30 protein-coding genes and 1 riboswitch are annotated in these 24039 nt (G+C 61.1%); of the genes, 19 read left to right on the top strand and 11 right to left on the bottom strand.

Annotation, left to right across the window (positions count from 1 at the left end; genetic code table 11):
- Positions 1-6 precede the first annotated feature (6 nt).
- Complete coding sequence (locus PL599_RS15720; RefSeq protein WP_173988366.1) at positions 7-357, top strand: Atu4866 domain-containing protein; 351 nt, start codon at positions 7-9, stop codon at positions 355-357.
- Positions 358-411: 54 nt separating this feature from the next.
- On the opposite strand, the gene PL599_RS15715 is transcribed toward PL599_RS15720, so the two are convergent.
- Positions 412-1983 carry a helicase HerA-like C-terminal domain-containing protein gene (locus tag PL599_RS15715; RefSeq protein ID WP_077983016.1) on the bottom strand — a complete coding sequence of 524 codons (1572 nt, stop codon included), beginning with the start codon at positions 1981-1983 and terminating at the stop codon, positions 412-414.
- Positions 1984-2296: 313 nt separating this feature from the next.
- On the opposite strand from PL599_RS15715, the gene PL599_RS15710 reads away from it, so the two are divergent.
- Entirely contained in the window at positions 2297-2689 is a 393-nt protein-coding gene (locus PL599_RS15710; RefSeq protein ID WP_077982744.1) for a hypothetical protein, read from the top strand.
- Between the two features lie 7 nt (positions 2690-2696).
- Here the strand turns inward: PL599_RS15710 and PL599_RS15705 are convergent, their stop codons facing one another.
- The gene (locus tag PL599_RS15705) at positions 2697-3128 is read right to left on the bottom strand and encodes a winged helix-turn-helix transcriptional regulator (protein ID WP_077982743.1); all 432 of its coding nucleotides are present in this window, start codon (positions 3126-3128) and stop codon (positions 2697-2699) included.
- A gap of 103 nt (positions 3129-3231) precedes the next feature.
- Here PL599_RS15705 and PL599_RS15700 point away from each other — a divergent pair, with 103 nt between their 5' ends.
- The 3 genes from PL599_RS15700 (at position 3232) to PL599_RS15690 (ending at position 5752) form a co-directional block, all read left to right on the top strand.
- Entirely contained in the window at positions 3232-3990 is a 759-nt protein-coding gene (locus PL599_RS15700) for an SDR family oxidoreductase (protein ID WP_059753982.1), read from the top strand.
- 70 nt (positions 3991-4060) lie between these two features.
- Positions 4061-4867, top strand: coding sequence for an AraC family transcriptional regulator (locus tag PL599_RS15695; RefSeq protein ID WP_269824437.1), 807 nt, complete (start codon positions 4061-4063; stop codon positions 4865-4867).
- A gap of 273 nt (positions 4868-5140) precedes the next feature.
- On the top strand, positions 5141-5752 hold the full coding sequence (locus PL599_RS15690; protein WP_191216958.1) for a LysE family translocator: 612 nt from the start codon (positions 5141-5143) through the stop codon (positions 5750-5752).
- 24 nt (positions 5753-5776) lie between these two features.
- On the opposite strand, the gene PL599_RS15685 is transcribed toward PL599_RS15690, so the two are convergent.
- Positions 5777-6604 carry an aldo/keto reductase gene (locus PL599_RS15685; RefSeq protein ID WP_077982739.1) on the bottom strand — a complete coding sequence of 276 codons (828 nt, stop codon included), beginning with the start codon at positions 6602-6604 and terminating at the stop codon, positions 5777-5779.
- Positions 6605-6808: 204 nt separating this feature from the next.
- Here PL599_RS15685 and PL599_RS15680 point away from each other — a divergent pair, with 204 nt between their 5' ends.
- Both PL599_RS15680 and PL599_RS15675 read left to right on the top strand, forming a co-directional pair.
- The gene (locus tag PL599_RS15680) at positions 6809-7516 is read left to right on the top strand and encodes a helix-turn-helix transcriptional regulator (RefSeq protein WP_173988370.1); all 708 of its coding nucleotides are present in this window, start codon (positions 6809-6811) and stop codon (positions 7514-7516) included.
- Between the two features lie 48 nt (positions 7517-7564).
- Positions 7565-7933 carry a VOC family protein gene (locus PL599_RS15675; protein ID WP_269824436.1) on the top strand — a complete coding sequence of 123 codons (369 nt, stop codon included), beginning with the start codon at positions 7565-7567 and terminating at the stop codon, positions 7931-7933.
- 238 nt (positions 7934-8171) lie between these two features.
- Here the strand turns inward: PL599_RS15675 and tam are convergent, their stop codons facing one another.
- Positions 8172-8942: a trans-aconitate 2-methyltransferase gene (gene tam / locus PL599_RS15670; RefSeq protein ID WP_269824435.1), complete on the bottom strand. Its 771-nt coding sequence runs from the start codon at positions 8940-8942 to the stop codon at positions 8172-8174.
- A gap of 335 nt (positions 8943-9277) precedes the next feature.
- Between tam and PL599_RS15665 the strand changes: the two genes are divergently transcribed.
- On the top strand, positions 9278-10159 hold the full coding sequence (locus tag PL599_RS15665; protein ID WP_191216956.1) for a branched-chain amino acid aminotransferase: 882 nt from the start codon (positions 9278-9280) through the stop codon (positions 10157-10159).
- 170 nt (positions 10160-10329) lie between these two features.
- Positions 10330-12687, top strand: coding sequence for a methyl-accepting chemotaxis protein (locus PL599_RS15660; protein WP_269824434.1), 2358 nt, complete (start codon positions 10330-10332; stop codon positions 12685-12687).
- 74 nt (positions 12688-12761) lie between these two features.
- On the opposite strand, the gene PL599_RS15655 is transcribed toward PL599_RS15660, so the two are convergent.
- Positions 12762-13649: a LysR family transcriptional regulator gene (locus PL599_RS15655; RefSeq protein ID WP_269824433.1), complete on the bottom strand. Its 888-nt coding sequence runs from the start codon at positions 13647-13649 to the stop codon at positions 12762-12764.
- A gap of 96 nt (positions 13650-13745) precedes the next feature.
- Between PL599_RS15655 and PL599_RS15650 the strand changes: the two genes are divergently transcribed.
- Positions 13746-14288: a GNAT family N-acetyltransferase gene (locus PL599_RS15650; protein ID WP_269824432.1), complete on the top strand. Its 543-nt coding sequence runs from the start codon at positions 13746-13748 to the stop codon at positions 14286-14288.
- A 4-nt stretch (positions 14289-14292) separates the two neighbouring features.
- On the opposite strand, the gene PL599_RS15645 is transcribed toward PL599_RS15650, so the two are convergent.
- A complete protein-coding gene (locus PL599_RS15645; protein WP_269824431.1) occupies positions 14293-14637 on the bottom strand; it encodes a hypothetical protein in 345 nt (114 codons plus the stop codon).
- A 220-nt stretch (positions 14638-14857) separates the two neighbouring features.
- Here PL599_RS15645 and PL599_RS15640 point away from each other — a divergent pair, with 220 nt between their 5' ends.
- From PL599_RS15640 to PL599_RS15610, 7 genes are all read left to right on the top strand, one after another.
- Positions 14858-15460, top strand: a complete 603-nt coding sequence (locus PL599_RS15640; RefSeq protein WP_077982731.1) for a superoxide dismutase — start codon at positions 14858-14860, stop codon at positions 15458-15460.
- A gap of 113 nt (positions 15461-15573) precedes the next feature.
- Positions 15574-16419 (top strand): metallophosphoesterase, encoded by an 846-nt coding sequence (locus PL599_RS15635; protein WP_269824430.1) that lies wholly within the window; start codon positions 15574-15576, stop codon positions 16417-16419.
- 260 nt (positions 16420-16679) lie between these two features.
- Complete coding sequence (locus tag PL599_RS15630; protein WP_162520410.1) at positions 16680-17114, top strand: c-type cytochrome; 435 nt, start codon at positions 16680-16682, stop codon at positions 17112-17114.
- 91 nt (positions 17115-17205) lie between these two features.
- A complete protein-coding gene (locus PL599_RS15625; protein ID WP_077982729.1) occupies positions 17206-18126 on the top strand; it encodes a c-type cytochrome in 921 nt (306 codons plus the stop codon).
- A gap of 138 nt (positions 18127-18264) precedes the next feature.
- A riboswitch (cobalamin riboswitch) is annotated at positions 18265-18492 on the top strand.
- A gap of 161 nt (positions 18493-18653) precedes the next feature.
- The gene (locus tag PL599_RS15620) at positions 18654-18836 is read left to right on the top strand and encodes a CbtB domain-containing protein (protein ID WP_010971223.1); all 183 of its coding nucleotides are present in this window, start codon (positions 18654-18656) and stop codon (positions 18834-18836) included.
- Between the two features lie 11 nt (positions 18837-18847).
- Positions 18848-19558, top strand: coding sequence for a CbtA family protein (locus tag PL599_RS15615; protein ID WP_269824429.1), 711 nt, complete (start codon positions 18848-18850; stop codon positions 19556-19558).
- Positions 19559-19562: 4 nt separating this feature from the next.
- Positions 19563-19877, top strand: a complete 315-nt coding sequence (locus PL599_RS15610) for a hypothetical protein (protein WP_137409943.1) — start codon at positions 19563-19565, stop codon at positions 19875-19877.
- Positions 19878-19962: 85 nt separating this feature from the next.
- On the opposite strand, the gene PL599_RS15605 is transcribed toward PL599_RS15610, so the two are convergent.
- The 4 genes from PL599_RS15605 to PL599_RS15590 form a co-directional block, all read right to left on the bottom strand.
- The gene (locus PL599_RS15605; protein WP_269824428.1) at positions 19963-20529 is read right to left on the bottom strand and encodes a type 1 glutamine amidotransferase family protein; all 567 of its coding nucleotides are present in this window, start codon (positions 20527-20529) and stop codon (positions 19963-19965) included.
- A 21-nt stretch (positions 20530-20550) separates the two neighbouring features.
- The gene (locus PL599_RS15600) at positions 20551-21039 is read right to left on the bottom strand and encodes a GNAT family N-acetyltransferase (protein ID WP_077982725.1); all 489 of its coding nucleotides are present in this window, start codon (positions 21037-21039) and stop codon (positions 20551-20553) included.
- A gap of 203 nt (positions 21040-21242) precedes the next feature.
- The gene (locus tag PL599_RS15595) at positions 21243-21656 is read right to left on the bottom strand and encodes a MerR family transcriptional regulator (protein WP_077983013.1); all 414 of its coding nucleotides are present in this window, start codon (positions 21654-21656) and stop codon (positions 21243-21245) included.
- A gap of 60 nt (positions 21657-21716) precedes the next feature.
- Positions 21717-22064, bottom strand: coding sequence for a hypothetical protein (locus tag PL599_RS15590; RefSeq protein WP_269824427.1), 348 nt, complete (start codon positions 22062-22064; stop codon positions 21717-21719).
- A 129-nt stretch (positions 22065-22193) separates the two neighbouring features.
- Between PL599_RS15590 and dmeR the strand changes: the two genes are divergently transcribed.
- Together dmeR and dmeF are read left to right on the top strand one after the other, a co-directional pair.
- Positions 22194-22466: a Ni(II)/Co(II)-sensing transcriptional repressor DmeR gene (gene dmeR, locus PL599_RS15585; protein ID WP_077982723.1), complete on the top strand. Its 273-nt coding sequence runs from the start codon at positions 22194-22196 to the stop codon at positions 22464-22466.
- Between the two features lie 77 nt (positions 22467-22543).
- Entirely contained in the window at positions 22544-23539 is a 996-nt protein-coding gene (gene dmeF, locus PL599_RS15580) for a CDF family Co(II)/Ni(II) efflux transporter DmeF (RefSeq protein WP_269824426.1), read from the top strand.
- Between the two features lie 10 nt (positions 23540-23549).
- Here dmeF and PL599_RS15575 read toward each other — a convergent pair whose 3' ends face one another.
- On the bottom strand, positions 23550-23837 hold the full coding sequence (locus PL599_RS15575; RefSeq protein WP_077982721.1) for a hypothetical protein: 288 nt from the start codon (positions 23835-23837) through the stop codon (positions 23550-23552).
- Between the last annotated feature and the right edge of the window lie 202 nt (positions 23838-24039).

Raw genomic sequence — 24039 nt, 5'->3', positions numbered from 1 at the left:
GTGGCAATGAATATTGTTTCAACGTCAGTTGCGGTTCTGCTCGCAGCGGCTTCCGCCGAGGCCGAGACCCGCAAAGTAGATAACGCCATGGAGCTGACAATGACCGAAACCGCTGAAGTCAAGAACCACCCTTATGTCGGCATGTGGGTCACCGGCGATGGGCACGTCCGTCAGGAGCTTTTGCCCAATGGTCGTTATGACGAGGCGCGAGGCAGCCGCAAGAGCGCCTATCGGGGACGATATGAGGTGAAGGGAAACCACATCGATTATTGGGACGATACCGGTTTTACGGCGGACGGTGAATTCGTCGACGATGTGCTCCATCACGGCGGCATGATTTTCTATCGCCAGAAGTGACCGCGACGCCAATAAAGCGCCGCCCGTCTCATCGAGAACGGGCGGCGTCTCCATTTAGCGCTTCAGACTTCCCAGAATCCCGCGCACGATGGCGCGGCCGACGGAGGTGGCGACCGAACGGGCAGCACTTTTCATCGCCGCCTCGATCACCGTTTCGCGCTGGTAGCCGGACCGGCGGGCGCCGCCGCTGCGTGAGCCGCTGGAATTTTGCGCGGGTTCGTCATCGCCAAAACCGGGCAGGCGCCAGCGGCCGGAGGCGTTGTCGGACTGGTTTTTGGCGTTTTCCTCTTCCGCGCGCCTGGCGGCCTCGGCCTCTGCCGCCTTCTGGGCGCGGGCCGCGAGGATTTCGAAGGCCGATTCCCGGTCGATATCCTTGTCATATTGCCCGGCGACGGGGCTCACATCGATCAGGGACTTGCGCTCCGCATCCGTCAGCGGCCCGACACGGCCGGATGGCGGACGGACCAGCGTGCGCTCGACAATGGAGGGGGCGCCCTTGTCGTGCAGGGTGGAAATCAGCGCCTCACCGGTGCCGAGTGTGGTGATGGTGTCGGCGGTGTTGAAGGCCGGGTTCTGGCGGAAGGTGTCAGCCGCGGTGCGCACCGCCTTCTGCTCGCGCGGGGTGTAAGCGCGAAGCGCGTGCTGCACGCGGTTGCCAAGCTGGGCGAGAACGGTTTCCGGCACGTCGAGCGGGTTCTGCGTCACGAAATAGACGCCCACGCCCTTGGAGCGGATGAGCCGCACGACCTGTTCCACGCGCTCGACCAGCACCTTCGGCGCGTCGTTGAACAGCAGATGCGCCTCGTCGAAGAAGAACACCAGTCGCGGCTTTTCCGGGTCGCCCACTTCCGGCAGCTCCTCGAACAGTTCCGAAAGCATCCAGAGCAGGAAGGTGGCGTAAAGGCGCGGGTTCATCATCAGCCGGTCGGCGGCGAGAACCGAAATCGTGCCGCGCCCATCCGTACCCACACGCATGATGTCGGCGATTTTCAGCGCCGGTTCGCCGAAGAAATTCGCCGCACCCTGCTGTTCCAGAACCAGCAGCCCACGCTGCAGCGAACCGACCGAGGCCTTGGAAATCAGGCCGAACTGGTTGGAAAGCTCGGTTGCGTTTTCGCCCATATAGTTCAGGAGCGATTGCAGGTCCTTGAGATCGAGCAGCGGCAGCCCGCCCTGATCGGCGATCTTGAAGGCAATGTTGAGCACGCCTTCCTGCGCTTCGGAAGCGTCCATCAGCCGGGCGAGCAGCAGCGGCCCCATCTCGGCGATGGTGGCGCGCACGCGATGGCCTTTTTCACCGTAGAGATCCCAGAAGATCACCGGCGATTTGCCATAGGCAAAATCGGTGAAGCCGATCTGTTCAGCGCGTTTCTGCACCCAGTCCTTGGCTTCGCCCTCAGCGGCGATACCGGAAAGGTCGCCCTTGATATCGGCACAGAAAACCGGCACGCCGGCCTTTGAAAAACCTTCGGCCAGCACCTGCAAGGTCACGGTCTTGCCCGTTCCCGTCGCGCCGGTGATGAGGCCGTGGCGGTTGCCGAATTTCAGTTCGAGATATTCGCCCTTGTTCAGGCTGTCGTCCGGATTGCGGCTGGTCCCGATATAGAGCTGTCCGTCCTGCAACATCGACCATTTCTCCTGCGGCTGGTGCCTGACCCTTAAAATCGCGGTGGATTTTGTAAAAGTCATGTCCGAATTTAAAGCGTCACCACCATGTTGTGGCCACTTCTGACGATAGCGGCCTTTTCATAGTTTGGTTGTGATGATCTTATAAGGACAGTTTCAAGGCGCAACAACTGCTTGATGGCGATGAAGAAAAACCGCCTGGTGAAAGTTGCCGCACCTGTCCGTGGCCGCTTGAATGCGGCTCCATATTGTTTTACGTTGACGTTAACGTCAGTTATTCGATGTTGGCGTCGTTTTTCAACAGGAGGCAAGAATGAACGAAGTCGTGAGCCAGATCGCCGAGAAGGCGGGAATAAGCCCCGAGCTGGCCGAAAAGGCCATTGGCATGATTCTCGGTTTTCTTCAGCGTGAGGCCGCAGACGGCCCGATCGCCCGCATGATCGAAGCCATTCCCGGCGCCAGCGAACTGGTGGCGCAGTTTAATGGCGAAGGTGCGGGCGGTGGCGGTCTGCTCGGCGGCCTGATGAGCGCGATCGGCGGCGGCGGCATCATGGGGCTGGGCCAGCAACTGATGAGCCAGGGCCTAGGCATGGGCGAAATTTCCACCATCGCCAAGGAAACCATCGCCGTTGCCCGCCAGCATGCGGGTGATGAGGTCGTCGACCAGGTGATTGCCTCGGTTCCGGGCCTCAGCCAGTTCGCCTGAGGCGAAACTACTCAGTAGCGGGGCGCGGCGGCTGTTCATTGAACAGGCGCCGCGCCTCTTCTATTTCGGCATGGTGTGTTTCCGCCCATATCCACACGCCGCAAAAGGCGCTGCCCAGCGTGCGGCCGAGGTTCGTCAGGCCGTAATCTACATGCGGCGGGATGACGGGATGCACGGTGCGGCGCACCAGCCCGTCGCTTTCCATCTGCCGCAGCGTTTTCGTCAGCATCTTCTGGCTGATATTGCCGACCAGCCTGCCGATCTGCGTGAAGCGCAGCGTGCCATGTTCTTCCAGCACTTCCAGAATGAGCATCGTCCATTTGTCGGCGACCTTGGCAATGATGTCCTGAACCAGCGCCTCTATTGCCGGATCGGTATCCGTGGGCGGCGGAACCTTGCGCCGGCTCTCGATGGCCGGGTCGGCGGCGTGCCGTTTCATTTCACACTCTCCTTTTGGTAAGTATAAATCTTTTGGGTGCCTACTTTCGATTAGAGAGCATAATAGCTAACTTCCTTTCAGCCAACAAGCAAAGGATGTTGCAATGAAAATCGCTGATAACACCATTCTCATCACCGGCGGCGGTTCCGGCATCGGCCGGGCGCTGGCGGAGGCGTTTCACAAGGCCGGCAACCGGGTCATCATTTCCGGCCGCCGCAAGGCCGTGCTCGACGAGGTGACGGCCGCCAATCCTGGCATGGCCTCGATGGTGATGGACGCGACGGACGCCGCGGGCATCCGCGCGTTTGCCGAAGCTCTGGTGAAGGCCCATCCGACCCTCAACGCCGTCATCAACAATGCCGGCATCATGCGGCCGGAAGACATCGCCGCAGCACCGGATTATCTCGACACGGCCGAAGAAACCATCGCCACCAATCTTCTCGCGCCCATTCGCCTGACGGCGGCGCTTCTGCCGCATTTCCTCAAGCAACCTGCCGCAACTGTTTTGACGGTCTCTTCCGGCCTCGCTTTCGTGCCCATGGTGCTGACCCCCACTTACAGCGCCACCAAATCGGCCATCCACGCCTATTCGGTCGCGCTGCGCGAGCAGTTGAAGGAAACGCCGGTAGAGGTCATCGAAATCGTGCCGCCCTATGTGCAGACGACGTTGATGGGCGAGGGGCAGGCGAGCGATGAAAGGGCCATGCCGCTCGACGCTTTCATTTCCGAGGTGATGGATATTCTTGAAAATCGCCCGGATGAGAAGGAAGTGGTGGTAGAACGCTGCAAGCCTTTGCGTTTTGCCGCGCAGAACGGCAATTTCGATCAGGTCTTCGCCATGATCAACCATATGCATCCGTAAAGGGCAGCATCTGTCGCGACTGGACATCCTGTGATAGCGTCGCGCTCTTATTTGTGGAGCGCGCGCATTCATGGCCCAAGGCCGGTTCCTGATGCCGAAAACCAGTCTGCCCGGCGTCGTCGCCGTGGCGGCGGATAGCGACCGTTCCTTTCCGCGCCATATGCATGATCAGTTCGGCATCGGCCTCATCCATCGCGGCGCGCAGAAATCGCTCTCCGGCCGTGGCATGGTGGAAGCGGGCGCCGGCCATCTCATCACCGTCAATCCGGGCGAGGTGCATGACGGTATTCCGCTCGGGGAGGGCGGCCGTGCATGGCGGATGCTCTATCTCGACATCGATATCGTCCGCGACGCTGTTGCCGATATCGGCGAGAAGGATCGAGGTTCGTTCGAATTCGCCTATCCCGTCGATATCAGGCCGCTGGCGAAGCGGTTCAATGCAGTCTTTGCAGCCATGACGGCAAGGGAACGGCCGGGCGAAACCCTCGATAGTGACGAGACCCTGCTGACGCTTCTGGCGGGTGCGATGGAGACCCCGGCCAACTCGCCTGTCGTGGCGGCGCCCGCCACCATAAGGCGGGCGAAAAGCAGCATCGATGACGACCCCGCCCGGCCGTTCCGCCTTGCCGATCTGGCAAGGGAGGCCGGCATGAGCCAGTTCCGCTTCCTGCGGGCTTTTGCGAAGGCCACGGGCCTGACGCCGCACAGTTACCTTCTCCAGCGCCGCGTCCATCTGGCGCGCCACGCGCTGGCTGGCGGCACCTCGCCCGCCGAGGCTGCCTTTATTGCCGGTTTTGCCGACCAGAGCCATCTGAACCGCGTTTTTGTGCGACAATTCGGCGTGACGCCGGCGGTTTATCGGGCGGCACTTTCGTAAGGCATGTTAGCGCAAATGGGGAATAGCCTTATGCGCCAGCCTCGGGATCCGGGGGAGCGCGGGACGCACCTCTCCACCCTCATCAAGTCAGTCGTATTTTCTCGTTTTGAAGTGAGCTGGAATGAACGGAACCGGACGGAACCGGACGAGGCCGACACCGTAGCCTCTCACTTTGGCACCGGCCTCCGAGCACCAATGCTGCAATTTCATCCAAGACACCCGCCCCACGCATCATCATGCTCCTGTCCTCCACCCACAGGACATACCCGCACCATGACACCCGAATTCCTCATCACATCCTTCATTGTCGCTGCCTCTCCCGGAACCGGCGTGGTCTACACGCTGGCCGCAGGCCTCTCGCAGGGGGCGAGGGCGAGCGTCGTTGCGGCCTTTGGTTGCGCGCTTGGCATCGTGCCGCATCTGCTCGCCGCCATCACCGGCCTTGCCGCCATTCTGCACACCAGTGCGCTGGCTTTTGGCGTGGTCAAATATCTGGGGGTTGCCTATCTGCTTTATATGGCGTGGAACACGCTGCGGGAGGAGGGTGCGCTGAAGATCGACGATACCAGAGAACCCCGGAAGGCCGCCCGTATCATCGGGGAGGCGATTCTCATCAATCTGCTGAACCCGAAACTGTCGATCTTTTTTTTCGCCTTTCTGCCGCAGTTCATCGCGCCGGATGAGGCTTTGCCGACATGGCGCATGATCGATCTCGGGCTGATCTTCATGGCCATGACGTTTCTGGTCTTTGCGCTTTATGGCTGTTTCGCCGCCTCGGTCCGGCGGCAGGTGGTGTCGCGCCCGGCGGTCCTCGCCTGGCTGCGGCGCAGCTTCGCGGCCGCTTTCGTGGCGCTGGGTGCGAAGCTGGCCTTGACCGAACGATGAGACCAAAGCGGAGGGGAGGCCGCCTCAATCGTCCCAGTCGGGCGCGAGGTGGCCGGGATTGACGATGCGGCCATTCGGCTTTGCAAGCGCGTGGATCGCCCGCATTTCCTCTTCCGTCAGCACAAAATCGAAAACATCGAAATTTTCCTTGAGGCGGCTTTCCGTCGCCGTCTTGGAAAGCGCCACGATATCCGGCTGCTGCACCGCCCAGCGCAGGGTCACCTGCGCGGCGGTCTTGCCGTGTTTTGCGCCGATATCCTTCAGCACGGGATCGTTCGGCACCTTGCCGTCGGCCATCAGATAATAGGCCGTCACCGACATTCCATGCTTGCGCGCCGCCGAAATCACCTTCGTCTGGTCGAGATAGGGGTGATATTCGATCTGGTTGGTGGCAAGCGGCGTGTCGGACAGTTTCACCGCCTCTTGCGTCAGCGCCACGTTGAAGTTGGAAATGCCGATATTGCGCGCCTTGCCGGCCTTGCGCACCGCGTTCAGCGCGCCCATGCGCTCGGCAAGCGGCACATCGCTCTTCGGCCAATGCAAAAGCAGCAGATCGACATAGTCGGTCTTCAGCTTTACAAGGCTTTCATCGACGGAAGCGAGAAAATCGTCGTGGCGGAAACGGTCCACCCAGACCTTGGTGGTAAGAAAGATATCATGTCGGGAAATGCCCGATTGCGCGATGACCTCGCCGACGGCGCCCTCGTTCTTGTAAATCTGCGCGGTATCGATATGGCGGAAGCCGAGTTTCAGTGCCTCCGGCAGAATGCGCCTGACATCGTCTTCCGGAATGCGGAAGGTGCCGAAACCGAGGGCGGGAATATTCGCGCCATTCGCGCTGACGTCATACATGGATATTTCTCCTGTCATTGAAGTGATGGCCGGCAGAGACAGCCGGTGGGGGACGTTTCCTTACTAACTCGTTACAGCGTAATCGGTTTCAAGGTTTTGCCATAGCGGGAAACCGCGCTCGTTGCGGATTGGTCGTTCCGGCGCTACCAGTCTCAACCGCGTCGCGCCCTGGCGAACCAGGCAAGTTCAACGCAGGAGTATCAAGTGTCACGCTCACAACGGCTTCTCGATCTGTTGCAGATCCTGCGATGCCACCGCATGCCGGTCAGCGGCGCGGCCCTTGCCGCTGAGACTGGCGTCAGCCTGCGCACGCTCTACCGCGATATAGCGACGCTTCAGGCGCAGGGTGCGGATATCGAAGGCGAGGCGGGCGTGGGTTATGTGCTGCGCCCCGGTTTCCTGTTGCCGCCGCTGATGTTTTCGCAGCAGGAAATCGAGGCGCTGGTACTCGGCTCGCGCTGGGTGGCGGGTCGCGCCGATGCGGGATTGGCGCAGGCCGCCCGCGCCGCTCTCGTCAAGATCGGCGCCGTCCTGCCCGATGCGCTGCGCGAGGAACTCGATCATTCCACCCTGCTTGTCGGTCCGGGGCAGGGCCTTGCGGCCATCCATGTCGATCTGGCGGCCATTCGCGATACGATCCGCAAGGAAAGCCGGGTCGCCATCACCTATCGCGATGAAAAGGGAGACCTGACGGAACGGGTGATCTGGCCTTTCGCGCTTGCTTTTTTCGATCTGGTGCGGGTGGTGCTGGGCTGGTGCGAGACACGGCAGGACTACCGTAATTTCCGGGCCGACCGCATCGAAGATTTCCGTCCCCTCGACAGCCGTTATCCGCGCCGCCGCCAGGCGCTGCTGAAAGAATGGCGCGAACGGGAAAAACAGCGGCGGCGGCATCATGCTGACAAAAATTGACAGCAGCGGGGTCTAGAAACCGTTCATCCGCAACACAGGAGAACAGCCATGACCCACCCTGATTTCACCATCCTTTACGTCGACAACCCGCCGGCCAGCACCGAATTTTACAAGGCCCTGCTGGGTGTCGATCCCGTCGAATCTTCCCCGACATTTTCCCTCTTCGTCCTTGCCAATGGCATGAAGCTCGGCCTCTGGTCGCGGCACACCGTGGAGCCCATGGCATCGGTGACAGGCGGTGGCGGCGAGCTTGCCTTCCGGGTCGAAAACGATGTGCAGGTGGATGAGACTTTTGCCGGGTGGAAGGCAAGAGGCATTGCCATGCTGCAGCAGCCCGCGAAAATGGAGTTCGGCTACACCTTCACGGCCGCCGACCCGGACAGCCACCGTCTCCGGGTCTATGCCTTTGCTGGTTAGAGAGAATGCGTTGAGGACTTTTTGGCTAAGGAAGCCTGACCTTTTTCATCGTACTCCGTATCCCGTACGCTCCTCATCCCTGTGCTTGTCACAGGGATCCAGCCAGCCCAAGTCCTTGGGCTGAGAGGACACTCCCCGCCGCGCAGACGCGCGTCGGCTGGATTCCTGTGACAAGCACAGGAATGAGGATTGAGAGGATGCGCCAGTATGCGAAAAACGCGGCATCGTGTAGCGTGCCCTACTTCTTCACCGCCACCACAAAAAGCCGTGGAAAGCGCAGGAGCAAACGGCCGTCCGCCATCGGCGGATAGGCCGCCGTGATGCGCCGCGTGTAATCGGCGAGGAAGGCTTCGCGGTTTTCCTCGCCGACGGCGGTGAGATAGGGGCGCAGTCCCGTGCCCTTGACCCATTCGACGATGCTTTCCGCATCCTTCATCGGATGATTATAGATGGTGTGCCACACATCCACCCGCGCGGATTTCGGTGTCAGCGCATCGAAATAATCCGAAGGCGCGGGCAGGGGTTTGCGGCGCAGCCTGCCATCTGCGAACGTGTCCTTCCAGGGCCCGTTCGCCCCGGTCTCCTCCATGGCGCGATGCGTCGGTTCCTGCAGGTTGTCAGGCATCTGCACGGCCAGAACGCCGCCGCTTTCCAGCTGGTCCATCAGTTGCGAAAGAACGGCGAGATGATCCGGCACCCATTGGAACACGGCATTGGCGTAGAGCAGGTCTGCCTTCTGCGCCGGCTTCCACGTGGCAAGATCGGCCTTTCCGAAACTGGTGGTGGGCAGCCGGTCCGCCGCCTTTTCCAGCATGTCGTCATCGCTGTCGATGCCGGTAATGACATTGACGCCGTAACGGTCGGTCAGAAGCTCGGTGGAATTGCCGGGGCCGCAGCCGAGGTCATAGCCGTTCAGCACCCGCTCCAGCGGCACCTGCGCCAGAAGATCCCGCGCGGGACGCGTCCGCTCGTCTTCGAATTTCAGATATTGCTGTGCGGACCATACCATTATTTTTCTCCTGCAGACTGCCGTCAGATCCTCAGCATCGCATGGGCCACATTGCCCCGCCATCATCCGATCAATGAATTATGGTGATGAATTCATTCATCAAGCTTTTGTTTCACCTTATAAAACGTACCTGCGGGGCCGTCGCTTTGTTATTTTCCATCAAAATCAGAAATCACTGCAATTAAAACTTGACCTCGTCAGGGGAGAGGCATTCACTCCGGCCGATTTCCAGCACACGCCCAGTTGAGAGCGCGCAGCGTTCTTCATCCGGCAATGAATCAGAAAAAAAGACGGAGCGTTTTATCGAACGAAAACGCTTGAGACAGGAGACCATCATGAGCGTCGATACCGCACCCCGATCAACCACCTGGACCTATGTTGACGGTCAATGGCTGCCCGGCAACCCGCCGCTCATCGGCCCGACCTCGCATGCCATGTGGCTGGCCTCCACGGTGTTCGACGGTGCCCGCTGGTTCGATGGCGTGGCGCCCGATCTCGATCTGCACTGCCAGCGCGTCAATCGCTCCGCCGCCAATATGGGCATGAAGCCGACCATGACGGCCGAGGAGATCGAGTCCCTGGCGCTGGAAGGCGTCAAGAAATTCGACGGCAAGACGGCGATCTACATCAAGCCGATGTATTGGGCCGAACACGGCATGCCCGGCAGCGTCGTGGCGCCCGATGCCGGTTCCACCCGTTTTGCGCTCTGCCTGTTCGAAGCGCCGATGGATGCCGGCAAGCCGCTGACGCTCACCGTTTCGCCGCTGCGCCGCCCTTCGCCGGAAACCGCCATGACCGACGCCAAGGCCGGCAGCCTTTATCCCAATAGCGGTCGCGCCATTCTGGAAGCACGCTCGCGCGGTTTCGACAATGCCCTGATGCGCGACATGAACGGCAATGTCGCCGAATCCGCCTCGGCCAATATCTTCATGGTCAAGGACGGCGTCGTCCTTACCCCGGTTCCCAACCGCACCTTCCTTGCCGGCATTACCCGTTCGCGCGTGATCGGTCTTCTGCGCCAGGCCGGTTTTGACGTGCGCGAAGCGACGCTTTCGGTCGAGGATTTCCGGGAGGCCGATGAAATATTCTGCTCCGGCAATTATTCCAAGGTTTCGCCCGTCGTGAAGCTCGATGATCGCGAATTGCAGGCAGGCCCGGTCGCGCGCAAGGCGCTTGATCTCTACATGGACTGGGCGCGTCTCGGCGCGGATGTTTAAGGCCGGGTAAACCCCAATTTTTCAAAAAGCCGCGGCGGGCTCATCCCTGCCGCGGCCTTTTATTTTGAACCGCATTATTTCCCATAAAAATTCAGGGGAATTTAATCCAATTTTAGAGGACCACTGGTTAGCTTGCGGCATTACCGATCCGGGCTAATGGGGGCCGCCAAATGTCTTTCAGCATTCGTAATATACTTGTGGGATTTTTTCTGCTCGTCGGCATCGCGCTGGCGGGCTTCGTGGGCAATGGCATGTTGCAGTCCGTGCAGCGTGCCCGCAGCTTTTCGGAGGTGGCGCAGCTCGTTTCGCTGGACAGGCTGCTTTTCAACGCCTTGCTGAACTTTCGCAGCGAACGCGGCAACAGCGCCTCGGCGCTGACGGTCGACCCGGCGAAGACGGCCAGTACCATCGCCAGCGTGCAGGCGTCGCGCCAGAAGGTGGATGCCGCCATGGGCGCCTTTCTCGAACAGTCCGCCACGCTCGATCAGGCTGGCCTCAAGGCCCCGCTTGCCCGCGTGAAGGATGTCTACACGCAATTCCTGGAGCTGCGCAAAAAGGTTGACGCCAACGTGACCCTGCCGCTCGACCGTCGTGAAAACGGGCTGGACAAGACCGTGCTGGCGCTCGGCCAGGATTTCCTGACGGCGCTAGAAGCGGGCTCTACGGCGGTGGAAGGTGAGGTTCGTTCGCTGGACCAGAGCCTGACCGGCCTCATCCAGTTGCGGTCCTATGGCTGGTCGGCGCGAGCGCTCGGCGGCAGCGCCACCGTTGTCATCAATGCGGTCGTGGCCCAGCAGCGGCCGCTGACCCCGCAGGAAACCCAGCAGCTTGGCAATTTCGATGCCGGCGCGGCTTTTGCCTGGAAAGCCACCGGCGACCTCGTCGCGCATGAATCGACGCCGAAGGCACTGAAAGATATCTATGCCGTTGCCGACAGAACCTATTTCAAGGGTGATTTCGTCGCGCAGCGCGCAAAGCTGATCGACGATCTGAACAACGGCCGCACGCCAACCTTCACCATCGATACATGGCGCAATACCGTCACCGAAAGCCTCGATACGGTTGCGAAAATCGCCTCTGAAGCGATGGATGTTCTCAACGCCAATGCCGAAAAGGCGAGACAGGACGCCTTTATCGGCGCGATGATCTATCTCGCCGCGTTCATCCTCACACTTGGCATCTGCATTCTCTGCCTTGCCGTCATCGTCGGCCGCGTCACCCGTCCCATCAGCCGCCTGACAAATGCGATGATGGAATTGTCCACCGGCAACCTGACCATCGATGTGCCCGGTGCAAAACGCGGCGACGAGATCGGCGAGATGGCCCGCGCCGTGGAAATCTTCCGCGAGGCGGCCGTCCGCAACAGGCAGCTGGAAGCCGACGCCGTCGCCAACCGGGAGCAGGCCGAACGCGACCGGGCCGAACTGCAGCAGCGTGCGGAGGCGGAGGCCGAAGAGCGGCTCAATCAGGCGACCGGTTCGCTGGCAAGCGGTCTTCGCCGGCTTGCCTCCGGTGATATGGTTTGTGAGATCGCCACGCCGTTCGCACCGCAATTCGAGGCGTTGCGGCACGATTTCAACAGCTCCGTGCACCAGCTGCGCGAGGCGCTCAGCAGCGTCGGCCAGTCCGTGCAGACGGTGAATGGCGGCGCTCACGAGGTGTCGTCGGCCTCCGACGATCTTTCCCGCCGCACCGAGCAGCAGGCCGCTTCTCTCGAAGAAACCGCCGCTGCGCTGGAAGAGATCACCGCCAATGTTTCCGCCACCTCCAAACGGGCGAGCGACGCGCGCGACACGGTGCGTGAGGCAAGGACAAAGGCCGATCTTTCCGGCAAGGTTGTGCGCGATGCTGTCGCCGCTATGGAGCGCATCGAACATTCCTCGCGCCAGATCGGCCAGATCATCGGCGTCATCGACGAAATCGCCTTCCAGACCAACCTTCTGGCGCTGAATGCCGGCGTCGAGGCGGCACGGGCGGGCGATGCCGGCAAGGGCTTTGCCGTCGTCGCACAGGAAGTGCGCGAACTGGCGCAGCGCTCCGCCAACGCCGCCAAGGAAATCAAGCAGCTCATCACCGCGTCAGCCGTTGCGGTGGGTGAAGGCGTGAAGCTGGTGGCCGATACCGGCGTCGGGCTCTCCGAGATCGAGCAGCTGGTGCTTTCCGTCAACAGCCATATGGACGCCATCGCGACCGCAGCACAGGAACAGTCGGCCGGCCTTTCCGAGGTCAACACGGCCGTCAACCACATGGATCAGGCCACGCAGCAGAATGCCGCCATGGTCGAGGAAATGAATGCGGCCGGTGCCGGCCTCGCGCAGGAATGCGCCAATCTCCAGGCGCTGCTGGCACAGTTCCAGCTGGGTCAGCAGACTTCTGCCTTGCGGGAGACGGCGCGGCAGATGCAGCGTGCTGCAAATCCGGTCCACGCGCCCGTCGCACCGGTCACTTCCTCCCCCAAAGCCCGCCCGGCTGCCGCCCGTGGCAATGCGGCGCTGGCCGTGAAGGGTGACGACTGGACGGAGTTCTGAGAGCGGGGCTGTCTCAGGCCCGTCATGACGGAAGAAGAGTATCATGAAACCCGCGCCGGAGACCGGCGCGGGTTTCACCGTTTCCGCACATCCGGCAGCGCAGCGGCAAGCGCCCGCAGCGGCGCCGTCATGTGTTTGTCTCTCCGCATCGCCAGCGCGATCCGCCTTTCAAGCGGCGGTTCGAGCGAGCGGTGTCCGAGCCCGGACGCCGCATCTTCATGCTCCAACGCCATGCGCGGCACGATGGCAATGCCAAGGCCCGCGCCCGCCAGTTTCTTGATGGCCTCGACGCTGCCCAGTTCCATGGCGGGCTGCACGGTGCGGCCGCTCACCGAAAACCATTGATCCACCAGCCGGCGCGTATTGCCGCCCTCGTAAAGCAGCAGCGGCCGCGCCGAAAGCGTCTCGGCGTTGAGCACCGTTGCGTCAGAGACGGAACCTTGCGGGAAAACCGCGACGAGTTCGTCGAGATGGATGTCGCGAATATCGAGGCTGCGGCCACTGGCGGGCAGGGCCACCACCGCCGCATCGATGGTATTGGCCTCCAGAAGCCGGAGGATATCGTGGGTATTGCCGGTCTGCACAACGATCTCGATGCCGGGCATGGCCTGCCGGATTTTGCCCAGCACCGGCGGCAGCAGATAGATGCAGGCGGTGGCGCCCGTGCCGATACGCAGGCTTCCCGTCGCCCCGCTACGGTGCGGCGCAACCGTCTCGATCGCATGCGCCACCTCTTCGGATATGCGCCTTGCATGGACGAGAAAATCCCGCCCCGCCGCCGTTGGCTGCGCCCGCCTGCCGACCCGCTCGATCAGCCGCACGCCCAGTTGTTTTTCCAGAAGCTTTATATGCAGGCTGACGGCTGGCTGCGTGAGCCCGGCCTTGTCGGCGGCGGCGGAAAAACTGCCGAGATCGGCCACATCCATGAAGCTGCGCAACTGCCGCAGGTCGAGGTCCATCATCAAAGAAAACCTTATCGTTTGTATAAGATAGATAATCTTTATTTTGGCTGCGTCGCAATGCACAATGAGGATGTGAATGATCCGCAGGACAAAAGAATGACCCTTTCCACCGTTTCCAGCCTTTTAATCCGCCCCTGTGATGAGGCGGATATTCCAGCCATCACCGAAATTTACCGGGATGCCGTCTTGCATGGCCGCGCCAGCTTCGAGATCGATCCGCCTGATGTGGAGACCATGGCCGAGCGTCGCCGCCTGCTGGTGGAGGGCAATTACCCCTATCTCGTCGCCGAACACGATGGAAAGATAGCCGGGTACGCCTATGCCGGCGCCTACCGCGCCCGCCCGGCCTATGGCGCGACGCTCGAGGATTCCGTTTATATCGATCCGGCCATGAAGGGCATGGGCATCGGCCGCAAACTGCTCGATACGCTGATTGCGGAAGCCGCCGCGCGTGGCTTTCGGCAGATGATCGCCGTCATCGGCGACAGCGCCAATGCGGCTTCAGTCGGCGTGCATCGCGCTGCCGGTTTCGAACTTGTCGGCACGTTCAAGTCCATCGGCTGGAAACATGGCCAATGGCTGGATACGGTGCTGATGCAGCGCTCGCTGGGCGAGGGCGATACCACGCCGCGTTTCTGAACGATCAGGGTTTCGTGGAACCGGGGATTTCCACCTTCAGCGTGTCCCCGGCAAGCTCGCTACCCAGCTCCACGGCCTTGGTTTTCTTGTCGTAGACGCAGATATGGCTGACCGTCGCATCCGCGCCCTTCGCTTTGCCGGTCAGGATGGCGAGACCGTAATTTTCGCTACCGACAGGATCGACCACCGCCTTGGCATCCTCGATCATGTCCTTGGCTCCGGTTAGGCAGGCTGTCTGCACATCCGCCACGAATTCCTTCCAGGCATCGTCCGACGAGGCGGCGGCCGGCAGGGCGAGGGAGGAGAGGGCGGCGGCGAGAATAAGGGGACGGAGCAAAGCGCGGGTCATGGAATTTCCTTCCTGCAATCTCGGCAAAAGCGAACCGATAGGGTGGAAAACGGTACGCCGGGGTTGTGAAACAAATATGGTGGCTGCCGGTGCTGGAGGAATTTTCCCCTTTGGCGGAACATTTTGATATTTCACAGGTTGCCCAAATGGAGCTTCGCTCCTATGGTCCGCTCACACGGTTTCTAGGAGCGGTAACCCGCTGCAAAAAGGAGTAAAAACCATGGCCTTCGAACTTCCTGAACTCCCCTACGACTACGACGCGCTTGCACCCTACATGTCGCGCGAGACGCTCGAGTTCCATCACGACAAGCACCACAAGGCTTATGTCGACAACGGCAACAAGCTGGCTGCCGAAGCAGGTCTTTCCGACCTGTCGCTCGAAGAAGTCGTGAAGAAGTCCTTTGGCACCAATGCCGGTCTCTTCAACAACGCCGCGCAGCACTACAACCACGTCCATTTCTGGAAGTGGATGAAGAAGGACGGCGGCGGCAACAAGCTGCCGGGCAAGCTGGAACAGGCATTCGCCTCCGATCTCGGCGGCTACGACAAGTTCAAGGCAGATTTCATCGCTGCCGGCACCACGCAGTTCGGCTCCGGCTGGGCATGGCTCTCCGTCAAGAACGGCAAGCTTGAAATCTCCAAGACCCCGAACGGCGAAAACCCGCTGGTTCACGGTGCAGAGCCGATCCTCGGCGTCGACGTCTGGGAACATTCCTATTACATCGACTACCGCAACCTGCGTCCGAAGTACCTCGAAGCCTTCGTTGATAACCTCATCAACTGGGACTACGTCCTGGAGCGTTACGAAGCCGCTGCCAAGTAAGGCTTGGCGAACGGAATTTTTCGAACACCCGGCCTTCGTGCCGGGTGTTCTGTTTTTTGGCATGTCGCGCGTTGTCACAAGCTTGTCATCCGCCGGGTTTATCGCGGCGCATCATGACTGAAAAAACCACGCCTCTCTTCTCCTTCGGCATTGTCGCCGATCCCCAATATGCCGATGCCGATCCGCGCCCGGAGATGGGTCGTTATTACGCCGAGAGCCCGAAAAAGCTCGCAGACGCGATCGACGCCTTCAACCGCGAGGAATTGGCCTTCGTGGTAACGCTCGGCGATATCATCGATCGCGGCTTCGACAATTTCGACGCGATCCTTGCCGTTTACGACGGGCTTCGACACCGCTCGGTCCTGCTGCCGGGCAATCACGATTTCGCCGTCGCCGCCGAGCATTTGCCGGCTATCCACGCCCGCCTCGGCATGTCCGCCCCCTGGCATGATTTTTCCATCGGTGATATCCGCTTCGTCGTGCTTGACGGCAACGAGGTCAGCCTGTTCGCGCCGCCGCCTGGCGATCCGCGACGCGCGCTTGCCGCAGACCGGCTGAAGCGCCTCAACGATGCGGGTGCCATCAATGCGCAGGACTGGAACGCCTCGCTTGGCGACGAGCAGTTCGAATGGCTGCGGGAGGTTTTGCAAAAGGCGGATGCGGCGGGCGAAAAAGTGATCGTTCTCTGCCATTATCCTGTCTATCCGGAAAACGCCCACAACATGTGGGACGCGCCGCGTATCCTTGAGCTTCTCGGCTCCCACCCGTCAGCCGTCGCATGGTTCAACGGCCATAATCACGAGGGCAATTACGGCCTGTTGGGCAATACCCACTTCGTGAATTTCAAGGGCATGGTCGATACGCCTGACCAGAACACCTTCGCCATCGCAGACGTCTTTGTCGACCGCATAGCGATCCGCGGTTTTGGGCGTGAGGAAGACCGCATTTTGGCCCTCTAAGCCGGGCCTCGGCTTCTCCAATCGGCAACTGCGTGGGGGAATACGCCGCGCCGCTTGCTTTCAGCCAATTATTCTCATTCAGCCTGCCGTCAGAGTGAGGCCCTAGAGCCGGGGGGTGATCTGCATTGTCACCTCGTCTTAGGCTTCTGTTTTCACGATGGAATTCACCGCAATGTGACTTCTTTTCGCCATCCGGAAAGGGCATCCTCGCGCCGTTCCATCTAGCGCCCGGTGTCCCGGCCGGAATCAAGGAGAGTTGCATGAAACTGAAAACCATCACGGCGGCCATGTTGTTCGGCTGTCTTTGCGCCGGAGCGGTCTACGCTGCCGGCGAAGTCGAAAAACGTGAAGGCATGATGAAGCAGATCGGTGGGGCGATGGGTTCGCTTGCCGCCATCTCCAAGGGTGAAAAGCCCTTTGACGCCGATACCGTCAAGACTGCCGTAACCACCATCGGCGCCAATGCCAAGGCTTTCCCGGACCAGTTCCCCGTCGGCTCAGAGACCGGCAGCGCGGCTGCTCCCGCCATCTGGGAAAACTTCGACGACTTCAAGGCCAAGGCCGCCAAGCTCGGCACGGATGCGGACATGGTTCTCGCCAATCTCCCCACCGATCAGGCCGGCGTCGCCACCGCCATGAAGACGCTCGGCGCCGATTGCGGCGCATGCCACCAGACTTATCGTCTGAAGAAGTAGTCGCAGCACTTTGAAAACGCCGCTTCCCGGCGGCGTTTTCTCAAGGCACGAAAGGCATCTGACCGGATCAGGTGAGAATGGGGAGAGGGGCATGTCCTCCATCTGGACGAAACTCGTCGGCGGGGCCGTCGTCGCGGCCATTGCGGGCTACGGCATTTTCGCCTGGGTTACCGCGCCGCAGCGGCAGGCGCCGAGCCATTGGGTGAGCCTGGGCGAACCGGATCTGGCCAATGGCGAAACGCTGTTCTGGGCGGGCGGCTGCGCAAGCTGTCATGCAGCACCCGACGCGAAGGGCGAGGCGCTGTTGACGCTTTCGGGCGGGCAGGCGCTGAAAAGCCCCTTCGGCACCTTCCATGTCCCCAATATTTCCTCCGATCCACAGCATGGCATCGGCGGCTGGACGCTGGCGGAATTCGGCGATGCGATGACGCGCGGGGTGGGCAGGAACGGCGAACATCTCTATCCGTCCTTTCCCTACGCCTCCTATGCCCGCATGACGCAGAAGGACGTCAACGATCTCTTCGGCTATCTGAAAGCCCTGCCGGCCAGCCAGAACGATGCGCCGGATCACGAGTTGCCGTTCCCCTTCAATCTGCGCATGGTGCTGGGCGGCTGGAAATTCCTTTATTTCGACCCCTCGGCGCGGCCCCGCGTCGAGCTTGCCGATGCCAATGCGGAATTGCTGCGCGGCCAGTATCTGGTGGAGGGGCCGGGCCACTGCGGCGAATGCCACACGCCGCGCAACGCGCTTGGCGGTTTCCTGAAAGACAAGTGGTTGGCCGGCGGCCCCAATCCGGAAGGCGAGGGCCGCATTCCCGACATTACCCCCGGCTCGCAAAGCATCGGCAGCTGGGCCAAAGCGGATATAGCCAGCTATCTGGAAACCGGCTTTACTCCGGAATTCGACAGCGTCGGCGGCTCGATGGTCAAGGTGCAGCAGAATATGGCGCATCTGACGGCCGAAGACCGCGATGCGATTTCCGCCTATCTGAAGGCCATACCGGCGCGGTAGGGCCTGATACCTCTCCTCCGTCATCCTCGGGCTCGACCCGAGGATCCACCACCACGCCAGCCCATGGATCCTCGGGTCAAGCCCGAGGATGACGAACGAGAGGTGGGTAAGCGCCATTGACTCCCGGCCCCGCCCATCCGATAACATGTCCGTGATGGTTCCTTCCGGGCGTTCCGGAAGGTGAAAAGGGAACACGATAGGGAGAAATCCTCATTCGTGGCTGCCCCCGCAACTGTGAGCGGAGAGCCTGAAACGAAATGCCACTGGCAAGCCATCTCGCCTCCATCAAGGGCGAAGGCGATGCCGGGAAGGTGTTTCAGGTTTTGACCCGTAAGCCAGGAGACCTGCCATCACGGAAATATCCATGCCGGCGGGGTGTCCGGAAGAGCGGAATTTCAGGGTGGTGGCATCAATGCCTCCCTGTATCAGTCTCGTATCCCCGTGGTGAAGTATATCGCATGCGGTCCTGCGGCTTTGCCGTTCGGCCGCATCTAAAGGCGCGGGGTCGCGCCGGGAGAGGGGTCACCATGTCCACCAACCTGAATACGGCCAATTCAGCCGTTTCCGTAAAAACAGCCAGCGTCGCGCAGTCGCTGACAGCGATCGTGCTTGGCCTGTTCGTCGTCGGTTTTGTCGGCTTTTCCCACGTGGAAGCCGTTCACAATGCCGCGCATGACACGCGCCATGCCAATGCCTTCCCCTGCCATTGAGGGGAAATAGCATGTCGTTTTTTCGCAATATCGTCTTTACCGCCATTCTTGTCGGTATCCTTGGTGGCTTTGCCGTTTCCGCCATGCAGGCTTTTGGCACCACGCCGCTCATCCTTCAGGCGGAAACTTTTGAAAGCGCTGGCGAAGCGCCGCACAGCCATGATGCGCCGGCGCCTGGCGTTGCGGCTCCCGCCCATGAGCACAATGACGAGGCCTGGGCGCCGGCCGATGGCTTCGAGCGCACGGCCTATACCGTCGCCGCCAATGTCTTGACCGCCATCGGTTATGCGCTGGTGCTGACCGGCCTCATGTCGCTGCGTGGTGCCGATACCGGCTGGCGTGAAGGCCTTCTCTGGGGCGTTGCGGGTTTTGCTGCCGTCATGCTGGCCCCGATGATCGGCCTGCCGCCGGAACTGCCGGGCATCCCGGCCGCCGCCCTTGAGGCGCGCCAGATCTGGTGGCTCGCCACCGTTGCCGCAACCGCGGGCGGCATTGCGCTGATCGCGTTCCGCCGCGAACCGTGGGCAGCTCTGCTGGCGATGGTGCTGATCGTCGCGCCGCATGTGGTGGGCGCCCCCCTGCCGCCGGAAGGCGAACATGCGCTGGCGCCGCTGCCGCTGGAACGTCAGTTCATCGTTGCCGCCACCGTCACCAGCTTCGTCTTCTGGGCACTTCTCGGCACGTTGAGTGCGTTTTTCCTGAAGCGCTTCCAAGAGGCTTGAAACCATGCAGGACGCAGCGGAATGGAGTGAGGAGCTCGATGCGCTGCGTTTTGCCGTTCCCGGCCACGGCGCTTTCTGCGCCGTGCATCGCCTTGCTTTCAAGGCGCTCCTCGGGGCAACCCCGGGGCGCGAGGCGGCTCTCTCCTGTTTTCATAAACACCAGGCTGCTTTTATCGCTGCTGCGCTCAGCAAGATAAAACGCTCGAATTTGCCCGCGGGTCGCAGCCTGCATCTGAACAGCCGCGACATTCGCCGTGCAATTGCCGGTGAGGTGGAGGACGTCACGCCCCGCGTTTGCCGGGTGCTTGATCGGGGGTAGTCATCGCCGTTCTCGCCTCCGTCATTCCGGCTCAAGGCCGGAATGACGGAGAGAACATGTTACGGACAGCAAAGGCCGGTACGCCTCACCGATGCTCCGCCGCAAAAACCTGAAGTTCCGCCTCGGCTTCCGGACCAAAGAGGCCGAGGTGTTTCAGGATTTCCACGGCGAAACTGACCGGCGCGCTGCCGGGTGCCGTGACGATGCCACCATCGCTGACCGCTTTGGGCTGATCGCGATAATGCGCCTCACCGCGATAGGCCGGATAGGCCTTGTGGGATGCCAGTGCATTGCCGGTATGGGCGATATCGTTAAGAACACCCGTGCCGCCGAGCGCACTTGCCGCCGCGCAGATGCCGGCTACCAGCCGGCCCTTGTCGCGAAACCGGTGCACCAGCCCGCCAAGATCGACAGCCGTTCCCTTTTCCCAGCTGAGACCGCCGGGAATGACGAGCGCATCGATGTCAACGGGATCGAGCGCGTCATAGGATGTGTCCGGCGTCACCTTCAGCCCGCCCATCGACGTCACCGGCCCACCATCAGGGGTGGCATAGACGATTTCGACGCCGAGATAGCTGCGAGCTGCGGCGGCAAGCAGCGCCGGCTCCCAGTCGGCAAAATCCTGCGCGAGCGCAATGGCGATCCGTGTCATGGCTGTCTCCGTGGGCTTTAATCAGGCGATGGACTGCATGTAGCGCATGCCGGTAACCGGCCGCGGCGCGAAATCCATGTTTTCGTAGAAACGATGCGCCGCCACATTGCCGGTTGTGGCGCTGACGGAAAGATAGTCGCAGCCGAGACGCTTGGCGATATCGCGGGCGCGGGAAACCAGATGCTGGCCGGTGCCATGACCGCGATGACCGTCACGCACGAAGAGATGATGCAGCTCCAGTCCGCGCCGCCCTTCCTGCGCTCTGTAGAGCGGCAGAAGCAGGGCGTAACCGATCAGCGCGCCATCGGCTTCGGCGACGAGACCATGCACCCAGGGCAGGGCGCCGAACAGGTCGCGCTCAAGCTTCGCCGGCGTGATCGCCGCCGCATCGCCATGGTAGGAGGCAAGCAGCGTGATCATCTCATTGAGTTCGGGCAGATCGGTCTTGCGCGCGCCGCGAATGATGACGACGGGCGGTCTTTCCAGTGTCAGGGAGCTATCTTCGGTCATTTTTTCGGTCCTTTGGTCTTATCGGTGCCGTCAGGACGTTTGAAAACAACAAAGCCGCCTGACGGCGGCTTGTTGACAATATGATCTGTCGAGCCGCCCTTAGAGGAAGGCCCAAAAATACGAGCAGGAGATGGGTGCGCGTTCGTTGATCATGGGAAATGCAATGCGCTCGAATCCATATTCTGTCAAGCCCGGTTTTCGGCTCAATGCTCACCCTCGCACATGCCATGGTTGGAAAGCGCGCGGATGACGTAGCAATCCTCGATCGAATGGCCGTGGCAATGGGAGACGATGCGTTCCAGCTCGTGTTCCAGCTTCTTCAGGCTGGCAATCTTCTCGCGCACGTCAGCAAGATGTTCGGCGGCGATGCGATCCGCACCCTCGCACGGCATTTCCCGGTGCTGACTGAGCGCGATAAGTTCGCGAATGGCATCAATGTTGAGGCCGAGATCGCGCGCATGGCGGATGAAGGTCAGCCTTTCGAGGTCGGATTTCTCGTAACGGCGCTGGTTTCCCTCCGAACGATCCGCCTCGCGGATGAGGCCCATCTGCTCGTAATAGCGGATCGTCGGCACTTTCACGCCGGTGCGTTTCGATAGTTCACCGATGGACAGCATGGTCTTCTCCATATCTCCAGTCTCTAGAGATATGGCTTTTTCGCGCCCGGTTCAATGGCCTCAAGTGGCGTCGTTGACGCCAAGAGCATGGGCCAGCGCCTTCAGAATCTGCGATTCGAGGCTTGCCATGTCCGGCTGGGCGGAAGCCACCACGTCAGCATTGGCGCCAGTGGGGGCGGAAGCGCCGCTGTCCATGTTCCAGAGAGCGGCGGCCAGGCTGGCGGAGGCACCGGCAAGCGGGGCTACGGCAGTGGCGACATTGCCTGCCACCGAAATGGCGCGATGGGCCGCCCGCGTCAGCTCCTGCAAAGCCTCGGTTGTGGACTGGCTCTCCCGGTTGTGCGCAGGCGCGATGCCGCGGACCGGAGAGGCGAAATTGATGCTGCTGGTTGCTGCGATAGTCGTCATGACTGTGAGTCCCCTAGTTCTGATGGGGCATTTTTAAGGTCCGAAACATTCCCGAAGATTGCGTCATGCACGCCTTGTGCAAAAATTAGACGCAATATAATATACCCCCCTATAGTATATGAGGTGCATATGTCCCACACGATCCGCAACAAGGACAAGCTGCTGGCCCGCATCCGCCGTCTGAAAGGGCAGATGGAGGCGGTGGAGCGCGCATTGGACGAGGCCAAGCCCTGCGGTGAGGTGCTGCAATTGCTCGCCTCCGTGCGCGGCGCGCTTTCAGGCCTGACCGGGGAGGTGATGCAGGAGCACCTGCACGAACATGTCGTTCATGCCGAAAATGAAGACGAGAGGGCGCGGGCGGCGGAAGAGCTGGCCCAGGTGCTGAAGACCTACATCCGGTAGGTCAATGCAGGCCAGCAGAACGGAAAAAGCCGGCAGAGTTGAGAAGGGCCGGTAGAGTCGAGAGAGGATTGAGCGACATGACGACGACTTCCGAACCCTTCGCCACGGCGGAGCATCACCATATTTATCTTGGCCAGAATCACGAGCGCAATGAAAGGCGTGTCTGGATGGTCATTGCATTGACCACCGTCATGATGGTGGCGGAGATCGTCGCCGGCCACTGGTTCGGCTCCATGGCGCTGACGGCTGACGGATGGCACATGTCCACCCATGCGGGCGCAATGCTGATTTCGGCGCTCGCTTATCTCTATGCAAGGCGCGAGGCGCGCAATCCGCGCTTCAGCTTCGGCACCGGCAAGTTCGGCGATCTCGCCGGTTTCGCCAGCGCCGTCGTGCTCGCCGTGGTGGCGCTGCTTATCGCGGTTGAAAGTGGCCTGCGCCTCATCAGCCCCGTCGAGATCGATTTCAACCAGGCGATTCTCGTTGCCGTCATCGGACTTGTCGTCAATCTCGTAAGCGCCGTGCTGTTGAAGGATGACCATCACCACGATCATGGCCACGGCCATGGCTCGCATGCCCATCACGGCCATGGCAGCCATGCCCACCACGATCACGGTTCGCATGCGGAGCAGGGTGCAAAGGGCGGGCGGGACAATAATCTGCGCGCCGCCTATCTGCATGTGCTGGCGGATGCGCTGACCTCGGTCCTTGCCATCGTTGCACTGCTGCTCGGCAAGTGGAACGGCTGGAACTTTCTCGACCCGTTGATGGGTATCGTCGGTGGTCTGGTCATTGCCCGCTGGTCATGGGGGCTCATTCGTTCCACGGCAACGACGCTTGTCGATGCGGTGCCGCTGGCGGACGACCTGCCGCAGGAAATCCGTGAAAGTGTGGAAACGGAAGAAGATCGTATCACCGACCTGCATGTCTGGCAGGTAGGCCCCGGCCACCATGCGGCCATTGTGGCAATCCATTCGCGGGCGCCGAAAGCGCCGGCCTTTTATAAGCAGAAACTTGCCGCCATACATGAACTGTCGCATGTGACGGTGGAGGTCAGCCCGGCAAGGGCCTGATTGGAATCGCCTATTCGGTATATTCCGAATAGGCGCTGCGCACCCATTCAGCCTGGGCTTCCGCCGTGTCTTCGGCGGAGGCCGCGACCGTCTCCTGATAAGCGGGCGCGCTGCCATTGCCCACGGCCCACAGAACATTGGCCAGCGACTGGGAAAGAATGGTGCTGGAAACGGTGGGGTTGCCGGGGCCGCGCTTCACGGCCTGCTCTTCCGGCGCACTTTGCGCGCTGCCAGCTTTTTCGATGTCGCGGATGCGACCCTGATAATTATATCCGCCAATATTGCTTTCGATCTGCATGTCGATGATTCCGCGTTCAAAAGTTAACGAATGGTTAACGGCGGCAACTTGTCCGAAGCTTGCGCTTGCTGCGTTGCAGCGATCGCCGAGGGTTGACAGCCGGCGAAGTAGTGCTTCGTTTTTGCATGGAGGGGGCGGGGCGTGCGAGGATGCAGCAGCCGTTTATATACGAGACGAGGCAGGATCGCATGGGTGCCGAAAG

Origin of the sequence: Agrobacterium sp. ST15.16.055, from assembly GCF_027956555.1 — a bacterium.
In the GTDB taxonomy this organism is placed as follows: Bacteria; Pseudomonadota; Alphaproteobacteria; order Rhizobiales; family Rhizobiaceae; genus Agrobacterium; species Agrobacterium salinitolerans.
This window is presented reverse-complemented; position numbering and strand designations above follow the sequence as displayed.